We start from the raw sequence: 17,634 nt of genomic DNA on the forward strand, positions 1-17,634 counted from the left end.
CCACCAACCACGTTCCACACCCCACAAGGGCAGTACTAACCATCAGCAGACCACGACAACTTTACTAGTCAAGCTTCCACAACTAACAGCCCACACCACCACCAACAACACGCTGACAGTGATGAAACAATGAACCAACCAGCACAGCCGGCCAGCCAAAAGGCTCCTTAGAAAGGAGGTGATCCAGCCGCACCTTCCGGTACGGCTACCTTGTTACGACTTAGTCCTAATTACCAGTCCCACCTTCGACAGCTCCCCCCCAAACGGGTTAGGCCACCGGCTTCGGGTGTTACCGACTTTCATGACTTGACGGGCGGTGTGTACAAGCCCCGGGAACGTATTCACCGCAGCGTTGCTGATCTGCGATTACTAGCGACTCCGACTTCATGGGGTCGAGTTGCAGACCCCAATCCGAACTGAGACCGGCTTTTTGAGATTCGCTCACCCTCACAGGCTCGCAACTCTTTGTACCGGCCATTGTAGCATGCGTGAAGCCCTGGACATAAGGGGCATGATGACTTGACGTCATCCCCACCTTCCTCCGAGTTGACCCCGGCGGTCTCCAATGAGTCCCCGGCATAACCCGCTGGCAACATTGGACGAGGGTTGCGCTCGTTGCGGGACTTAACCCAACATCTCACGACACGAGCTGACGACAGCCATGCACCACCTGTATACCGACCTTACGGGGCGCCCATCTCTGAACGTTTCCGATATATGTCAAACCCAGGTAAGGTTCTTCGCGTTGCATCGAATTAATCCGCATGCTCCGCCGCTTGTGCGGGGCCCCGTCAATTCCTTTGAGTTTTAGCCTTGCGGCCGTACTCCCCAGGCGGGGTACTTAATGCGTTAGCTACGGCACAGAGAACGTGGAATGTCCCCCACACCTAGTACCCACCGTTTACAGCGTGGACTACCAGGGTATCTAAGCCTGTTTGCTCCCCACGCTTTCGCTTCTCAGCGTCAGGAAAGGTCCAGAGAACCGCCTTCGCCACTGGTGTTCCTCCCGATATCTGCGCATTCCACCGCTCCACCGGGAATTCCATTCTCCCCTACCTTCCTCCAGTCAGCCCGTATCGAAAGCAGGCTCAGAGTTAAGCCCTGAGTTTGCACTTTCGACGCAACCAACCGCCTACAAGCTCTTTACGCCCAATAAATCCGGACAACGCTCGCACCCTACGTATCACCGCGGCTGCTGGCACGTAGTTAGCCGGTGCTTCTTCTGCAGGTACCGTCACTCACGCTTCGTCCCTGCTAAAAGCGGTTTACAACCCGAAGGCCGTCATCCCGCACGCGGCGTTGCTGCATCAGGCTTCCGCCCATTGTGCAATATTCCCCACTGCTGCCTCCCGTAGGAGTTTGGGCCGTATCTCAGTCCCAATGTGGCCGGTCGCCCTCTCAGGCCGGCTACCCGTCGACGCCTTGGTAGGCCATCACCCCACCAACAAGCTGATAGGACGCGAGCCCATCCTCCACCACCAAAACTTTCCAACCCCCACCATGCGACAGGAGCTGAATATCCGGTATTAGCAGCCGTTTCCAACTGTTATCCCAGAGTGAAGGGCAGGTTACTCACGCGTTACTCACCCGTTCGCCACTCGTGTACCCCGAAGGGCCTTACCGTTCGACTTGCATGTGTTAAGCACGCCGCCAGCGTTCGTCCTGAGCCAGGATCAAACTCTCCAATGAAAACACAAAAAATGTTCCCCCAGAGAATCCAAACACTGACAAAAATCCATCACGGATCTCATCAAAGGAATCCCAACCCAACCAAACCAAAAGGCCCAGCCAGGCACGGGAAAACAGACACCACAAAACATGATGCCTGCACATAAAAAATGCATTGACTATAAAGCACGCTGTTGAGTTCTCAAGTTTCGGGCACCACCACCAAAATCCCACAGGACCCCAGCGAGGCAACTCAGCAAACAATACCAGACCAAAACCACCAAGTCAAAACCCAGCAAACCAGGCCCAGCACCATCCACCAACCCATCAAAAGACCACCAAAAACAACCCCCAAAAAGAGCCGCCCCCAACAATCCCCATCAAGGCCATCTTCACTTATCAACCACCCCAGAAGAACCAAAACCCTCCCGAAGCGACCCGACCAACTATAGCTTAAACATCAGCCAGAATCAAACCCGCAGGTCCAACCCCGTCGAACCCCCGTCAGCCGCCCAGCCCGGCACACCCAACCAACAGGTGCGACCGTTCCTGACAAACCACCAGAAACCCGATATCAAATTGATCACCCACCACAACAGGCAACCACCAGAACATCAGGGATAAAACCCCTAGCCAGAGCTCGAAAGCTCCGAATCCCGCCGATCGCCTCCCGCAGAAGGCTTCGCCAACATTACACACCCACGAGAAGCCCGGCAAACCGGCAGGACTTAGGCGACCCTAAGTCCCGCCGTTCGTCCTAGCCAACCAGTTTCACGGAGCCCACGGTTCGTTTTCCACGGCGGAGCAGGACCCACCGTCCGGCCAGCAGGTCGTCGTTGGTGAGGCGGGCCTCGACGTCGGTCACCTTCTGGTTGTTCAGGTATGCCCCGCCTTCGGCGATTGCGCGCCGGGCGGCCGACTTCGATGACACCACCCCGCTGGCGGCCAGAACGTCCGCGACCAGGGGCAGCTGTCCATCGATGGGGGCGATCTCGGCCGCCTGCACTTCCGACATGACAGCGGTCAGGGTGGAGTCGGGCAGCTCGGCCAGATCCCCGCGCCCGAACAGGGCCCGGCCGGCCAGTTCGGCCGCTTCGCGTTCCGGGCGCCCGTGCACCAGATCGGTGATGTCATCGGCCAGCGCGCGCTGCGCCGCGCGCTTGTGCGGGGCCTGCGCGGTCTCGAGCGCCAACTCCTCGATCTCATCGCGGCTGCGCCAGGAGAAGATCTTGAGGTAGTCGATGACCTTCGCGTCCTCGGCGTTCAACCAGAACTGGTGGAACGCGAAGGGCGAGGTGAGTTCCGGATCGATCCACACCGCACCCGATTCGGTCTTGCCGAACTTGGTTCCATCGGCCTTGGTGAGCAGCGGGGTCACCAGGCCGTGCACGGTGGCGCCCTCGGTCCGCCGGATGTAGTCGATACCCGCGGTGATATTGCCCCATTGGTCCTGAGCACCGGTCTGCAACGTTGCGCCGTGTCGGCGGTACAGCTCCCGGTAATCCAGGGATTGCAGCAGCACGTAGGAGAACTCCGTGTAGCTGATCCCGTCGGTCAGCCGGCGGGCCACCACATCGCGGGCGAGCATCCGGTTGACCGAGAAATGCTTGCCCACTTCGCGCAGGAAGTCCAACGCGGACATCTGCGACGTCCAGCTGTAGTTGTTCTCGACGATCGCGGCGTTGCTGCCCTCGAAGCTGACGAAGCGACTCACCTGAGCACGAAGCCGCTCAGCCCACTCATGGACGACATCGGTCTCGTTCATGACACGTTCACCGGTCATCTTCGGATCGCCGATCAGGCCGGTTGCGCCACCGACCAGCAGAATCGGGCGATGCCCGGCTTCCTGAAACCTGCGTGCGACCAGCAGTTGCATCAGATGGCCGATGTGAAGGCTTGCCGCTGTCGGATCAAAACCCACATAAGACGTCACCGGCCCGCTGTCCAGATGGGCCGCAAGAGCGTCCACGTCCGTCGATTCGGCTACAAAGCCACGCCAGGTCAGTTCATCAAGCAGTGCATTCACCCGGCCAGACTAGCGGGCCGGCCCCGAACTCAGGCCTTCGCCCAGGCGGCGGCAGCCGCCGCGGTTGCACCCAATTCGGCGATCTGCTCGCGCACCCGATCGGGTGCCGTGCCGCCGCGTCCGTTACGCGAGGCGACCGACCCCTCGATCGTCAACACGTCGAGGACCTGCGGAGTCAGTTCCGGCGCGATCTCGCTCAACTGCTCGGGTGTGAGATCGGCCAACCCGATGCCGGCGCCCTCGCAGAACTGGACCGCGGCCCCGGCGATGTCGTGTGCCCGGGCGAACGGAACGCCCCGTCGCACCAGCCAGTCGGCCATGTCGGTGGCCAGCGAGAAGCCCCGCGGCGCGGCCTGGGCCATCCGGTCGGCATCGAAGCGCAGGGTGCCCACCATGCCGGCGACCGCGGGCAACAGCACGTGCAACTGATCGACCGAATCGAACAGCGGCTCCTTGTCCTCCTGGAGATCGCGGTTGTAGGCCAGCGGGAGTCCCTTGCAGGTAGCGAGCAGGCCGCTGACATTGCCGATCAGGCGTCCGGCCTTGCCACGAGCGAGCTCAGCGACATCGGGATTCTTCTTCTGCGGCATGATGCTCGAACCGGTCGACCATGCGTCGTCCAGTTTCGCGAAGCCGAACTCCGGGGTCACCCAGATGATGACGTCCTCCGAAAGCCGCGAGAGATCCACGCCCACCTGAGCGAGCACGTAGCTCGCCTCGACGATCACGTCGCGGGCAGCGGTACCGTCGATCGAGTTCGGTACCGACGAATCGAATCCGAGATCGGTCGCCACCAGTTCGGGATCCAGCCCCAGCGAGGTGCCGGCGAGCGCGGCCGAGCCGTAGGGGCTCACGGCGGCTCGCTTGTCGAGGTCCTGCAGCCGGGCGATGTCGCGTAGCAGCGGCCAGGCGTGCGCCAACAACTGGTGGGACAGCAGCACCGGCTGCGCGGTCTGCATGTGGGTGCGTCCGGGCATGATCGCGCCCAGATGCGCGTTCGCCTGATCGCGCAGCGCCTCGACGACGCCGAGCACGTCGAGGGTGAGCAGGCGGATCTCGCGGCGCAGCCAACGCCGGATCAGTGTCGCGATCTGGTCATTGCGTGAGCGGCCGGCGCGAAGGCGTCCGCCCAGCTGCGGTCCGATGCGTTCGATCAGCAGCCGCTCCAACGCACCGTGCACATCCTCGTCGCCGGGATCGGCGGTAACCGCGCCGCGGGCCACGTCGGCGCGCAGCTGCTGCAGCGCAGCCACCATGGCCTCGTGGTCCTCGTCGGTGAGCAGCCCGGCCCGGTGCAACGCCGCGGCATGAGCGATCGAGCCGTCCAGGTCGTCCAGTGCCAGCCGCCAGTCGAAGTGAGTAGAGACCGACAGCGCGAACATCGCATCGGCGGGGCCCCCTGCGAAGCGGCCACCCCACAGGAATCCTTCGGCGTGCTGTGCTGCTGGTTGATCGGATACGTGTGTCACGCGTTCATCATGGCGCACTTGATGATCGCCTGCCATCTCAGCCACGCGCCGCGTCGTCTCCGGTGCCCTCGCGGGACTCCCCCGACGCCAGCCCACTGAACCAGTTCGCCAGCTCCTGACCGCCATCGGCATCCCGAGCGATCACCAGGATCGAGTCGTCACCGGCGATAGTGCCCAAAATGGCGTCGCGGGCGACACGATCGATCACCGAAGCGAAGTACTGGGCCGCGCCCGGCGGGGTCTTGAGAATGGTCAGGTTGGCCGATCCCGACGCGGAGATCAACAGCTCGGCGCATACTCGTGCCAGCCTCGCCTCATGGGCCGAATGATCGGAGGCGATCTCGGTGGCCGGCGGGGCATAGACCAGAGCACCTGCCGCATTGCGGACCCGCACAGCCCCGATCTCCAGGAGATCCTTGCTGAGCGTGCCCTGGCTGACGCTGATGCCGCCCGCGGCGAGCAGATCGGCCAGTTCAGCCTGCGAGCCGATCTCGCGGCGCTGAATCAGCTCGATGATGCGGGCCTGGCGGGCGACTCGCGTCGATGCTCGTGGTTGAGCCTCCTCACTCACGGCGCCGACTCCTGGGCGATGACCACGCCCAGCACCTGCGCGAATCTGTCGATGATCTCGTCGGTGACGACCAGTGGCGGTGCGAGCCGCAGCACGCTCGGACGAGGCGCGTTGATGATCCATCCGCTATCGAGCATGGCATCGGCCACCCGCGGGGCGATGTCAACGCTCAGCACGATGCCGCGCAGCAGGCCCCGGCCACGCACGGTCTCGATCTGGGGCAGCCCCAGATCCATGACCGCCTCGGCCAAACGATCACCCAGCTCGCGTGCCCGGACGAGCAGGTCGTCGTCCTCGATGGTCTTGAGGACGGCCAGCCCGGCCGCAGCCGCGATCGGATTGCCAGCGAAGGTGCTGCCATGGCTGCCGGGCGTGAGTAGTTCTCCGGCGGGCCCGATGGCGATGCATGCGCCGATCGGCACCCCGTTGCCCAGACCCTTGGCGATCGTGATCAGATCGGGATCCAGCCCGTCGGCCACCGAGGTCAGCCACTCCCCACAGCGTCCGACACCGGTCTGCACCTCGTCGACCCACAACAGGGCACCGTGCGCACGGGTCAGGTCCCGCAGACCCGGCAGGAACCCGGCGGGTGGGCACACCACGCCGCTTTCACCCTGGATGGTCTCGACGACCACAGCAGCGGTCTGGTCGTCGATGGCCGCCGCGGCAGCGTCCAGATCCCCGTATGGCACGAAGACCACGTCACCGGGCAGCGGTTCGAACGGCTCGCGGTACTTGGCGGTCGACGTCAGCGCGAGCGCTCCCATCGTCCGGCCGTGGAAGGAGCCCTCCATGGCGATGATCTTGGTCCGGCCGGTGAGCCGGGTGATCTTGAAGGCCGCCTCGTTGGCTTCGGTGCCCGAGTTCGCGAAATAGACCCGGGCCGCTCGATCTCTGGCGCCGCCGGTGGCCAGCTCGGCCAGCCGCTCACCCAGTTCGATCTGCGGGACGGACGCGAAGAGGTTCGAGATGTGGCCGAGGGTTGCCATCTGCTCGCTGACCGCCCGCACGACGGCCGGATGGGCCTGGCCCAGCCCGCCGACCGCGATGCCGCTGAACATGTCGGTGTAGCGATTGCCGTCGGCGTCCCACAACGAGCAGCCCTCGCCGCGCACGAAGACGGTCTTCGGCAGGCCGAAGTTGTGCATCATGGAGTTCTGGTATCGCTTCAGCCACTCTGTCTGGGTGGGCATCATGCCTCCTGAATCTGCTCGGCGGCACGGACCATGGTGCCCATGCCCTCGTCGGTGAAGATCTCCAGCAGCAGGGCGTGCTTGATGCGGCCGTCGATGATGGTGGCGCGCTCGACCCCCGATTCCACTGCCCGCAGGCAGGCTTCCATCTTGGGACGCATGCCCGACTCGAGGGTCGGCATCAGCTGGCGAAGTTCGGTGGAGTCGATCTCCTTGATGATGCTCTGCGAATCGGGCCAGTCCGCGTACAGGCCGGCCACGTCGGTCAGCACGACCAGGCGATCGGCACCCAGCGCAGTCGCCAGCGCCGCAGCGGCGGTGTCCGCGTTGACGTTGTAGACCAGGTCTCCCGGGCCGGGCGCGACCGTCGCCACCACAGGGACGCGCCCGGCGTCGATGAGGTCGATCACTGCGTCCGGGTTCACCGTCGCGACGTCACCGACCTGACCCAGGTCGATGTCCTCGCCGTCGAGTTGGATCGTCTTGGGCTCGGCGGTGAACAACCCGGCGTCCTCACCCGACAGGCCCACCGCGAACGGCGCGTAGCGATTGATCAGATTGACCAGCTCACGGCCGACCTGACCAACCAGCACCATCCGGACGACATCCATCGCCTCGGGCGTGGTCACCCGCAGTCCGCCCCGGAATTCCGAGCGGATATCGAGCCGCTTGAGCATGGACGAGATCTGCGGACCGCCGCCATGGACGACGACCGGCTTCACACCGCACTGGCGCAAGAAGACGATGTCTTGCGCGAAGGCACACTTGAGCTCGTCGTCGATCATGGCGTTGCCGCCGTACTTGATGACCATGATCTTGCCGGCATAGTCCATCAACCACGGCAGTGCCTCAATCAGCACCCCGGCCTTGGAGATCAGGGTCGATTCGTCGTTGGTTCTGTGCAGTGCCATCAGGAGCTGTACTCCGCATTCTCTTTGACGTAGCCGTAGGTCAGATCGTTGGTCCAGATGGTCGCCTTGTGCTCGCCGGCGTGCAGGTCGACCAGGACCTGGCATTCGCGCCCCGTGAGGTCGACCAGTTCGCGCGGGTCACCTACTCCCCCGGCCCGGCAGACCTGGACGCCGTTCATCGTGACATCCAGTTCGTCGGCCTCGAAGGCGGCAGAGGTGACGCCGATCGCCGAGAGCACTCGTCCCCAGTTGGGATCGTTGCCGAAGATCGCGCACTTGAACAGATTGCTGCGGGCGATTTCCCTGGCCACCTCCAGAGCGTCCTGTTCGGACGCGGCCCCGGTCACCTCCACGGCGATGTCATGGCTGGCGCCCTCGGCATCGCCGATGAGCTGACGGGCCAGACTCCAGCAGACCCTGGCCAGGTTGGTGGTGAAATCGTCCAGGTCAGGGATGGTGCCGGAGGCCCCCGAGGCGAGCGCGAGCACCGTGTCGTTCGTGGACATGCAGCCATCGGAATCGATCCGGTCGAAGGTCAGCGCGGTGGCCTTCTGCAGGCAGGTCTGCAGGTCGGGCGCCGATATCTCGGCGTCGGTCGTGATGACCACGAGCATGGTGGCCAGCGCGGGTGCCAGCATGCCGGCTCCCTTGGCCATGCCGCCGATGGTGTAGCCCTCGCCCTCGGCAAGCGCCTGCTTCGGCACGGTGTCGGTGGTCATGATGGCGTGAGCCGCAGCGTCACCACCGTCAGCGCTCAGCTGGTCAGCGGCCGCCGCGATACCCGACAGCACAGCAGCCATCGGAAGCCGGACGCCGATCAGCCCGGTGGAACAGACCGCAACATCGTCCGGTTCACAGTCCACGGACTGAGCGACGGCCTTGGCGGTGGCTGCCGCATCCTCGAGGCCGGGAGCGCCGGTGCAGGCGTTGGCACCGCCGGAGTTGAGCACCACCGCGTGCAGCACGCCGTCGGCGACAGCTCGTCGCGACCAGATGACCGGAGCCGCGACCACGCGGTTCGAGGTGAAGACCGCGGCCGCATCGAACCGCGGACCCTGGTTGACGACCAGCGCCAGATCGGCCTTGGCAGTGGACTTGATGCCCGCCGCGATTCCTGCGGCGGCGAATCCCTGGGCTGCGGTGATGCTCACGGTGCGACTCCTATCGCCGATAGTCCGGTCGTCTCGGGCAGTCCGAGCGCCAGGTTCATGGATTGAATGGCACCACCTGCGGTGCCCTTGGTCAGGTTGTCCAGCACGCCGACGGCGACCAGACGGCCGGCCGCTTCGTCCACGGTCACCTGCACCTGGAAGCCGTTGCTGCCGAGCACCGATTTCGATGCGGGCCACTGGCCTGGCGGAAGCAGCCGGCAGAACGGCTCGTCGGCATAACTATCGGCGTATGCCGCCCGGACATCAGCCGCACCGACCCCGCTGATCGGGGCCGTGACCACCGCGAGGATGCCGCGCGACATCGGGGCGAGCATCGGGGTGAAGCTGACGGTCGGGTCGGTGGCGCCGAGCAGGCTGAGATTCTGCAGGATCTCGGGCACATGACGGTGCATCCCGCCCACCCCGTAGGCGCTCATCGAATTGAACAGCTCGCTGCCCAGCAGGTGCGGCTTGGCTGCCTTGCCGGCACCCGAGGTGCCGGAGGCGGCGGCGACGGTGATGTCCTGGCCGGTGATCAGTCCGTGAGTCAGTGCCGGCAGCAGGGAAAGGGTGACGTTGGTCGGGTAGCAGCCCGGTACCGCGATCTGCTTGGTCGCCGCGAGCTTGGCGCGCTGGCCGGGCAGTTCCGGCAGGCCGTAGGGCCAGGTTCCGGCATGCTCGCTGCCGTAGAACTTCGTCCATTGCGCGGGATCGATGAGCCGGAAGTCGGCTCCGCAGTCGATCACCAGCGTGTCGGCGCCCAGCTCGGCGGCGATCGGCGCGGATGCGCCGTGCGGCAACGCAAGGAAAACGACGTCGTGCCCGGCCAGGTTGTCGGGGGTGGTGTCGAGCACCTCGCGGTCGGCCAGCTGTGGCAGATTCGGCAGGTGCTCACCGAGCTTCGTACCCGCATTGGAGTGCGCCGTCAGGTTTCCGATGGTCAGCTCGGGGTGCGCAGCAGCGAGACGCAAGACCTCGCCGCCCGCATAACCGGTGCAGCCTGCCACCGCTATCGAATACGTCATGCGCATAACTATGCCGTGGAGGTAATAGATATGCAACTTCTTCCGGTGCGTTCCAGTGCCGGCGCTAGACTCCGAGGCTGTGAGGTTCGATGATCTGTCAACGGCGACCCGCGCCGACGCCGAAGCCGTCGCCGATGCGCTCAGCGACGTGAAACGGCTGGGCGTCGCCTACTCGGGCGGCGTCGATTCGGCGGTCCTGCTGGCTCTGTCGGTGCGCGTGCTGGGACGCGATCGGGCGCTGGGCCTGCTCGCCGACTCGCCGTCGCTGGCTCGTCACGAATTGCAGATCGCTCGCTCGGTCGCCGCGCAGCTGGGCGCGGACGTGGTCGAATTCGCCACTCACGAGGGCGATCGTCCGCAATACCGGGCCAATGGAGCCGATCGCTGCTTCTACTGCAAGGACGAGCTGTTCACCGTCATCTCCGAGACGCTGGCCGAAGACCTGTCGTTGGACGCGGTCGCCTACGGTGAGAACGCCGACGATGCCAAGCGTCTCGACCGGCCTGGGGCCGAGGCCGCGACCCGGCACCGGGTGTTGCGTCCGCTTGCCCAGGCAGGGATCACCAAGGCTCGCGTGCGGGCCCTGGCGCACGATCTGGGGTTGTCGGTGGCCGACAAACCCGCCGCGCCCTGCCTGGCTTCGCGGATTCCGCACGGTGAACAGGTCACCCCCGAGAAACTGCGTCAGGTGGAGACTGCGGAGCAGGTGCTCCGCGACCTGGGCTTCTCCGATTCCCGCGTGCGTCATCACGGCAAGATCGCCCGAATCGAGGTCCCGCTGGCAGAGATCGGACGGTTCGCCGACGACACCGTCCGTGAGCAGGCGCTGCGGGCGATCCGGGCGTCCGGGTTCGCCTACGTGACCATCGATCTGGCCGGGATGCAGTCGGGTGCGTTCACCATGCAGATCATTACCCGGCACGACTGAACTCCCCGGCTCCGCGCGCCTCAGCCCGCCGCCACCGCCTGGACTCCACTGACCAGCATCCGCAAGCCGAGTTCGAAACCGTCCTCGTCCAGGGCTGGGGTCGGCGAGGTCAGCACCCCCACCGCGAGCAGGTTCTGCCTGGTCTGCTCCTGGATGACGTGGCCCAAGACGAAGTGGACGATTGCGCGGGTCGCGCGCCGGGCATCGTCCGGCGGCCACCCCTCGGCTTCGAGCACCTCGACGGCGCCGGCATCGGGGACACGTGTGCACAAGCCCACTGCCAGGCTGGCCGCGACGAGCTCGGCGGCGTCGCGATGGGTCAGCAGCACCTCGCGCAGATCACGTGCCCATCCCGCGATCGACATCGATTCATCGCAGGGCGCCTGACCGGCGAGGATGGCATCGGAGACCGCAGCGAGCAGGGTCTGCTTGTTCGCGAAATGCCAGTAGATGGCGGCAGCCTGCACGCCCAGCGCATCGGCGATGCGGCGCATCGACAGGTCCGCCAAACCGTATTGGTCGAGGATTCCGAGAGCGGCATCGACGATGCCCGCCTTACTCACAGCCACCCCCTGACCATACCCGGGTGTCCTGCCCCATCGGCGCACTGTTTCTGTTTCGTTGCCGCGATCGGCGATACTTGCTCAGGGGCTCCGCGAGTTGCCATGCACGATCGCGAGGCCTCACCAAATGAAAGGGCGACAGATGTCGAAATACGAACAGGCGAGCAGATTGCAGGGTGTGCACTACGACGTGCGCGGAAAGAACATGGTTGAGGCTCAGCGCATGGAGGCTGAGGGCCAGCGGGTGCTGCACCTCAACATCGGCAATCTCGCCAGCTTCGGATTCGCTCCGCCCGAAACGATGGTGCGCACGTTCATCACCCATCTTCATGAATCCGATGGCTATTCCGATGCGCGTGGCATCTATTCGGCGCGCACCGCGGTTGCGAACTACTACCAGACCCGCGGGCTGAACGTCGATGTCCCGCAGGTACTGATCGGTAATGGTGTCAGCGAACTGATTTCCATGATTCTGCAGGCCATGACCAATATCGGCGACGAGATCCTCATTCCCGCGCCGGACTACCCGCTGTGGACGGCGCAGACCGTGTTGTCGGGCGGGCATCCGGTGCATTATCTGTGTGACGAGTCGAACGGCTGGCAGCCGGACATCGAGGACATCAAGTCGAAGATCACTCGGCGCACCAAGGCGATCGTCGTGATCAACCCCAACAATCCGACCGGCGCTGTCTATTCACGGGAGTTGCTGCAACAGATCGCCGACATCGCCCGGGAGAATGAATTGGTCGTGCTGGCCGACGAGATCTACGAGAAGATCCTCTATTCGGGCGAGCATCTCAATATGGCCGGCCTGACCGGGTCGGATGTCTTGTGCTTCACATTCTCCGGGCTTTCCAAGGCCTACCGGGCGTGCGGTTGGCGGGCCGGCTGGCTGGTGTCGACCGGACCACTGGACGATGCGACGGACCTTTTTGAAGGTCTGCAGCTCCTGGCGAATATGCGAATGTGCGCGAACGTGCCGGCTCAGCACGCGATCCAGACTGCGCTCGGTGGCTATCAGTCGATCGATGACATGGTGAAGCCGGGCGGACGATTCCACGATCAACTGCAGGTGGCCCACAAGCTGCTCAATGACATTCCCGGGATCAGCTGCGAACCTGCTCGCGGTGCCCTCTACCTGTTCCCGCACCTCAATGCCGAGATGTTCGACATCGAGGACGACGAGGAATGGGCGCTGGGTCTACTGCGCCGCAAGAAGATCCTGATCAGCCATGGCCGCGGCTTCAACTGGCCGCATCCGGATCACTTCCGCTTGGTGGCGCTGCCCGAGGAGTCGGTGCTGCGCGAGGCCGTCGGACGCATCGCCGAGTATTGCGAGGAGACCCGCGTCATCGACTGAGCGCCTCGTCCAGCACACCACAGCCTCCGACAATCGCGTCCGCTGCCGAGTGTTCGGCAGCGGACGCTGTTCTGGGTGGCCGTTGGCGAGGGCCGCAGGCTGGCCCGATGGGCGGCCACGGGGCGACCGGGACCTGGGCGCCTCAAGCGCGCTGGCTGGCCCCGCAGTCCTGAGCGGCCTTGGCCACGGCGGCCTCCCGCGCGACGGCGGCCTCAGCCTCGGTCAGCGTCCGGTCGGCGGCCCTGAATCCCAGCGCGAAGGCCAGGGACTTCTTGCCTTCCCCGATCTGCGCCCCGGTGTAGATGTCGAAGAGCCGGATCGATTCCAGCAGCTCGCCGGCGCCGTCGATCAGCGCTCGCTGAACCTCGGCGGCCGGCACGTCGACGTCCACGATCAAGGCGACATCCTGCTTGGTCATCGGGTAGGACGACAGCGGCGCGATCTCGCCGCCGCGTGGTGCCGTGGCGATCAGGACATCCAGATTCAGCTCTACCGCGCAGGCCCGCTCCGGCAGACCGTAGGCCTTGACCACCGATGGGTGCAGTTCTCCCGCGTGCCCGATCACCACGAGCTGGTCGCCGACCTGGACGCCGAGTTCGGCGCAGCGACCAGGATGCCAGGGTGTGTGGGCCACCGCCCGCCGAACCAGTGTCGACCCGAGCGCCGAGGCGGCCGTCTCGGCGAAGTAGACGGCGTGTGTCCAGTCCGCCCTGATCGCGGGATGCTGCCAGCCGGCCGGTAGCCAGTTGCCGGTGAGCACAGCGGCCAGCATCCGCGGCTGGTCGGGCAGGTTGCCGGTCACCGCCTTGATCTCGGCGTCGCTGGGACGATGGGAGACATCGGGCACCGGAGCCGGGGCCGAGCCGTTGGCCCAGAACACCGAACCGCATTCGAACAGTGCCAGATCGTCCTGCGAGCGCGAGGTGTTGCGAGCGACCGCGGTGAACAGCCCCGGCAGCAGGGTGGTTCGCATGAATGGCTGGGTATCGGCCAGCGGGTTGGCCAGCTGCACCAGTGCGCGGCGCGGATCGTCCGGGCTCAGCCCGAGCTTGTCGAGTTCCTCGGAGCTGATGAACGGCAGCGTGATGAGTTCGGCGAATCCGGCCTGCGCGATCGCGGCGAGTACCGCACGACGCGAACGCTGTTCGAAGCTCAGCCCCCGTCCCGCGGCAGCACGCGGCACCTCGGCGGTGATCAGCTCGAGGCCGAGTTTGCATCCGACCTCTTCGACGTAGTCGTAGGGATCCACCAGGTCGCCGCGCCAGGTCGGCGGCACCAGGTCGAGCCAGCCATCGGGTTGCTCGGTGACCTCGACGCACGATGCCCTCAGCACGTCGACCACCTGCTGCGCACTGATCTGCGCTCCCAGGATCCTGGCAGGCAGGTCGGCCCGGATCCGCTGAGTGGGCATCACCGGGACCTCACCGGTCAAGGTGTAATCGTCGGCCAGCTTCCCGCCACCCAGTTCGGCCATCAGCCGGGCCGCTGCCTGTGCCGCGGCAAGCGGCAACGCGGGATCGACGCCCCGGGCGAAGCGGACCGACGCTTCCGACGCCAGCTTGTGACGGCGGAACGTGCGTCCGATGCTGGCGGGATCGAAATGAGCCGCCTCCAGCACGATGTTGCGGGTCGACGCCGAGAGCTCGGTGGTCCGGCCGCCCATGACGCCGGCCAGGCCGATCGGGCCGGAATCATCGGTGATCAGCAGATCCTCGGCCGACAGTGTCCGGTCGACATCGTCGAGGGTTACCAGATGCTCACCGTCGACCGCTTGACGCACCACGATGGTGCCCTGGAGTGCGTCCGCGTCGTAGGCGTGCAGCGGCTGCCCGGATTCGAGCATCACGTAGTTCGTGATGTCGACGTTGAGGCTGATCGAACGCATGCCCGCCGCAGCCAGCCGGTGTGACATCCACAGCGGGGTGGGCGCCTGCGGGTCGACGCCGGTGATGGTCAGCGCACTGAACAGCGAGCAGTTGGACGAATCCAGCCGGACCGGATATCCGGCATCGGTCTGGGTGGCGACAACCTCGGCGTACGGATCGGTGAATTCGACGCCGAAGGCCTGCGCCGTTTCGCGGGCCATGCCTCGCATGCTCAGGCAGTATCCGCAATCGGGGGTGACATCGATCTCGAGCACCTCGTCGCGGGCCTGCAGAAGGTCCATCGCGTCGGCACCGAGGGTCGGTGGTTTGCCGTCCACCAGCTCGGGAAGCACCAGAATCCCGGTGTGGTCCTCGCCGATGCCCAGCTCATCGACCGCGCAGATCATGCCGTCGGAGATGTGACCATAGGTCTTACGGGCGGAGATCGCGAATCCCCCAGGCAGCACCGCACCGGGCAGCGCCACCACGACGGCGTCACCGGCGGCGAAGTTGTGCGCACCACAGACGATGCCTCTGGGTTCCGCCTCCCCGACGTCCACCTGGCACCAGCGAATGACCTTGCCGTTCTTCTGCGGCTCGTCCACGGATTCGAGGACGCGTCCGACCACGACCGGGCCGCTGACTTCAGCGCCCGTGACCTCAATGCGCTCGACCTGTAGGCCCACGCGGGTGAGCGCGTCGGCGACCTGCTGGGTGGTGACAGCTGCCGGCAGCGCGACCATCTCGCGCAGCCACGACATGGGAACCCTCATCGGGCGCCTCCTTGCAGTGAACGGGGGAACCGGATATCGCCTTCGACGAAGTCGCGTAGGTCGGCGGCGTTGTTACGGAACATGACCGTGCGATCCACGCCCATCCCGAACGCGAAACCCGAGTAGACGTCGGTGTCGATGCCGGCCGCCTTGAGCACGCGCGGGTTGACCACGCCGCAGCCACCCCATTCGATCCAGCCCTCCGATTTGCAGGTCCGGCAGGGGCGGTCGGGGTTGCCCACCGAATCGCCGTGGCAGACAAAGCATTCCAGGTCCATTTCGGCGCTGGGCTCGGTGAACGGGAAGTAGTGCGGACGAAGCCGGGTGCGCACCTCGCCGAACATCGCCTGCGCGAGATGATCGAGGGTGCCTTTCAGGTGACCCATCGTGATGCCCTTGTCAACGACCAGTCCTTCGAGCTGGTGGAAGACCGGCAGATGGGTCGCGTCGTACTCGTCGGCACGGTAGACCTTGCCCGGGCTGACGATGTAGACCGGCAGGTCACGGCTCAGCAGAGTACGCATCTGGACCGGGCTGGTCTGGGTCCGCAGCAGCTTGTGATCGGACGCCGGCTCGACGAACAAGGTGTCCGACAGCCCGCGCGCCGGATGATCGGGGCCGATGTTGAGCGAGTCGAAGTTCAGCCATTCCGACTCGAGTTCGGGTCCTTCGGCTACTTCCCAGCCCATGGCGACGAAAACGTCGCACATGTCGTTGATCAGCGCGGTGATCGGATGCAGGGCCCCTTCGGGATGCATGTCGACCGGAAGCGTGACGTCGACGCGTTCGGTTTGCAGGGCGGCCTCCAGTTCGGCCGCGTTGAGCTCGTTCTGCCGGGCCGCCACTGCAGCGTTCACCGAGCCGCGGGCCTGTCCAACGAGTTGGCCGGCGTGTTTGCGCTGGCCGGGCTCCAGCTTGCCGATAGCACGGTTCGCCAGGGCAAGCGGCGATTTGTCGCCGGCATGATCGATGCGCACCTGCTTGAGCTCGGCGGTGGTCGTTGCGGCGCCGACAGCTGCGAGCGCGGCATCAACCAGTCGCATGATCTCGCCGACATCGAGCGGATTGGGGTCTTGGTCTGCGGATTCTGAGGTAGTCATGGGCTCCCCTCGGGTTTCTGATTCTCGACGGCATCAGGCCGCTCGCAGCCTGCTGCGCACGGGCATGGTCGTCAGTTTGCTGGGCCACCCGCCGACATATCGACTGGCGAGGTGGCAATGGTCGGTGATCGAAGAGCAGGCCTAGACCTGCGCGATAAACGTCGCGACTCCAGCGACCCGGCTGGCTCCACGGAAGATTGCACCGACAAGCATGGGCTCATGCTATCGCATGGTGTTGGGCGCTGGCCGTGGCGTACAGGCAGACCGCCGCCGCGGTCGACAGGTTGAGGCTCTCCGCGCGCCCCCACATGGGAATCGAAACGACCTCATCGACCAGATCGACGACGTCGGCGGGCAACCCCCACGCCTCGTTGCCCATCACCCAGGCCGTCGGACGCGCGAGCTCGGCGTGCGGAATCCGGTCGAGGCCGCGACCGCCGGCATCGGCGGCCAGCACCTGCATGCCCTGGTCGCGCGCCCAGCTCACGGCTTCGTCCAGCGAGGGTCCGCTGACCACCGGAAGGTGAAAGATGCTGCCCACCGAGGCTCGCACCGTCTTGGGGTTGGTGCGTTCCACCGAGCCGTGGGTGAGGATCACCCCGTCGGCCCCGAACGCGTCCGCGCACCGGATCACGGTGCCCGCATTGCCGGGGTCGCGCACCTGGGCGCAGATGACCACTAGCCGCGATCCGGAGGGCAGATCCTCGAGCCGGGCGGCAGTGTCGTGGACGATGGCGAAGATTCCCTGGCTGGTGACGGTGTCAGCCAACTGGGCGATCTCGCGCTGGCCGGCCTGGACGAGCGGGATGCCGGTGGCGAGCGCAAGGATCTCGCGATGCCGGCCGGGATCGTCCACGATCAGCAATCTGATCTGCTCGGGGTCGGCGAGCGCCTCCCGGACGGCCTGAGTGCCCTCGACCAGGAACTCGCCGGCGGCCTGGCGGCCCTTGCGTTGATGCAGTCGGCGGGCCGAACGCACCTGCGCCTGGGAGATCGGCGCGAGGGCATTCGGCCCGCCGTGGATGTCGGTC

The 17,634-nt window shown here is 65.3% G+C and carries 13 protein-coding genes and 1 rRNA gene; 2 read left to right on the forward strand and 12 right to left on the reverse strand.

What is annotated here, in order from left to right; all coding sequences use genetic code 11:
• Window positions 1–171 precede the first annotated feature (171 nt).
• From QUE25_RS01575 to argC, 8 genes are all read right to left on the reverse strand, one after another.
• Window positions 172–1,689 (reverse strand): 16S ribosomal RNA (locus tag QUE25_RS01575).
• 736 nt (window positions 1,690–2,425) lie between these two features.
• The gene (tyrS, locus tag QUE25_RS01580; protein ID WP_286266925.1) at window positions 2,426–3,694 is read right to left on the reverse strand and encodes a tyrosine--tRNA ligase; all 1,269 of its coding nucleotides are present in this window, start codon (window positions 3,692–3,694) and stop codon (window positions 2,426–2,428) included.
• A 29-nt stretch (window positions 3,695–3,723) separates the two neighbouring features.
• Complete coding sequence (argH, locus tag QUE25_RS01585) at window positions 3,724–5,076, reverse strand: argininosuccinate lyase (RefSeq protein WP_425332750.1); 1,353 nt, start codon at window positions 5,074–5,076, stop codon at window positions 3,724–3,726.
• A gap of 124 nt (window positions 5,077–5,200) precedes the next feature.
• The gene (gene argR, locus QUE25_RS01590; RefSeq protein WP_286266929.1) at window positions 5,201–5,734 is read right to left on the reverse strand and encodes an arginine repressor; all 534 of its coding nucleotides are present in this window, start codon (window positions 5,732–5,734) and stop codon (window positions 5,201–5,203) included.
• Window positions 5,731–6,927 carry an acetylornithine transaminase gene (locus QUE25_RS01595; protein WP_286266931.1) on the reverse strand — a complete coding sequence of 399 codons (1,197 nt, stop codon included), beginning with the start codon at window positions 6,925–6,927 and terminating at the stop codon, window positions 5,731–5,733. The genes argR and QUE25_RS01595 overlap by 4 nt, the downstream gene beginning before the upstream one ends.
• Window positions 6,927–7,838, reverse strand: a complete 912-nt coding sequence (gene argB / locus QUE25_RS01600) for an acetylglutamate kinase (protein ID WP_286266932.1) — start codon at window positions 7,836–7,838, stop codon at window positions 6,927–6,929. Before argB ends, QUE25_RS01595 begins: the two co-directional genes overlap by 1 nt.
• Window positions 7,838–8,989 (reverse strand): bifunctional glutamate N-acetyltransferase/amino-acid acetyltransferase ArgJ, encoded by a 1,152-nt coding sequence (gene argJ, locus QUE25_RS01605; protein WP_286266936.1) that lies wholly within the window; start codon window positions 8,987–8,989, stop codon window positions 7,838–7,840. Before argJ ends, argB begins: the two co-directional genes overlap by 1 nt.
• Window positions 8,986–10,014, reverse strand: a complete 1,029-nt coding sequence (gene argC, locus QUE25_RS01610; RefSeq protein ID WP_286266939.1) for an N-acetyl-gamma-glutamyl-phosphate reductase — start codon at window positions 10,012–10,014, stop codon at window positions 8,986–8,988. The genes argJ and argC overlap by 4 nt, the downstream gene beginning before the upstream one ends.
• A 79-nt stretch (window positions 10,015–10,093) precedes the next feature.
• Between argC and larE the strand changes: the two genes are divergently transcribed.
• Window positions 10,094–10,942 carry an ATP-dependent sacrificial sulfur transferase LarE gene (gene larE, locus QUE25_RS01615; RefSeq protein WP_286266941.1) on the forward strand — a complete coding sequence of 283 codons (849 nt, stop codon included), beginning with the start codon at window positions 10,094–10,096 and terminating at the stop codon, window positions 10,940–10,942.
• 20 nt (window positions 10,943–10,962) lie between these two features.
• Here larE and QUE25_RS01620 read toward each other — a convergent pair whose 3' ends face one another.
• Window positions 10,963–11,511, reverse strand: a complete 549-nt coding sequence (locus QUE25_RS01620; RefSeq protein WP_286266943.1) for a TetR family transcriptional regulator — start codon at window positions 11,509–11,511, stop codon at window positions 10,963–10,965.
• A 136-nt stretch (window positions 11,512–11,647) separates the two neighbouring features.
• Between QUE25_RS01620 and QUE25_RS01625 the strand changes: the two genes are divergently transcribed.
• The gene (locus tag QUE25_RS01625) at window positions 11,648–12,865 is read left to right on the forward strand and encodes a pyridoxal phosphate-dependent aminotransferase (protein WP_286266945.1); all 1,218 of its coding nucleotides are present in this window, start codon (window positions 11,648–11,650) and stop codon (window positions 12,863–12,865) included.
• A gap of 142 nt (window positions 12,866–13,007) precedes the next feature.
• On the opposite strand, the gene pheT is transcribed toward QUE25_RS01625, so the two are convergent.
• The 3 genes from pheT to QUE25_RS01640 form a co-directional block, all read right to left on the reverse strand.
• Window positions 13,008–15,503 (reverse strand): phenylalanine--tRNA ligase subunit beta, encoded by a 2,496-nt coding sequence (pheT, locus tag QUE25_RS01630; protein ID WP_286266947.1) that lies wholly within the window; start codon window positions 15,501–15,503, stop codon window positions 13,008–13,010.
• On the reverse strand, window positions 15,500–16,546 hold the full coding sequence (pheS, locus tag QUE25_RS01635; RefSeq protein WP_286268463.1) for a phenylalanine--tRNA ligase subunit alpha: 1,047 nt from the start codon (window positions 16,544–16,546) through the stop codon (window positions 15,500–15,502). The genes pheT and pheS overlap by 4 nt, the downstream gene beginning before the upstream one ends.
• A 274-nt stretch (window positions 16,547–16,820) precedes the next feature.
• Window positions 16,821–17,627: a TrmH family RNA methyltransferase gene (locus QUE25_RS01640; protein WP_425332751.1), complete on the reverse strand. Its 807-nt coding sequence runs from the start codon at window positions 17,625–17,627 to the stop codon at window positions 16,821–16,823.
• Window positions 17,628–17,634 lie beyond the last annotated feature (7 nt).

This window comes from Brooklawnia propionicigenes (assembly GCF_030297015.1).
Taxonomy (GTDB): domain Bacteria; phylum Actinomycetota; class Actinomycetes; order Propionibacteriales; family Propionibacteriaceae; genus Brooklawnia; species Brooklawnia propionicigenes.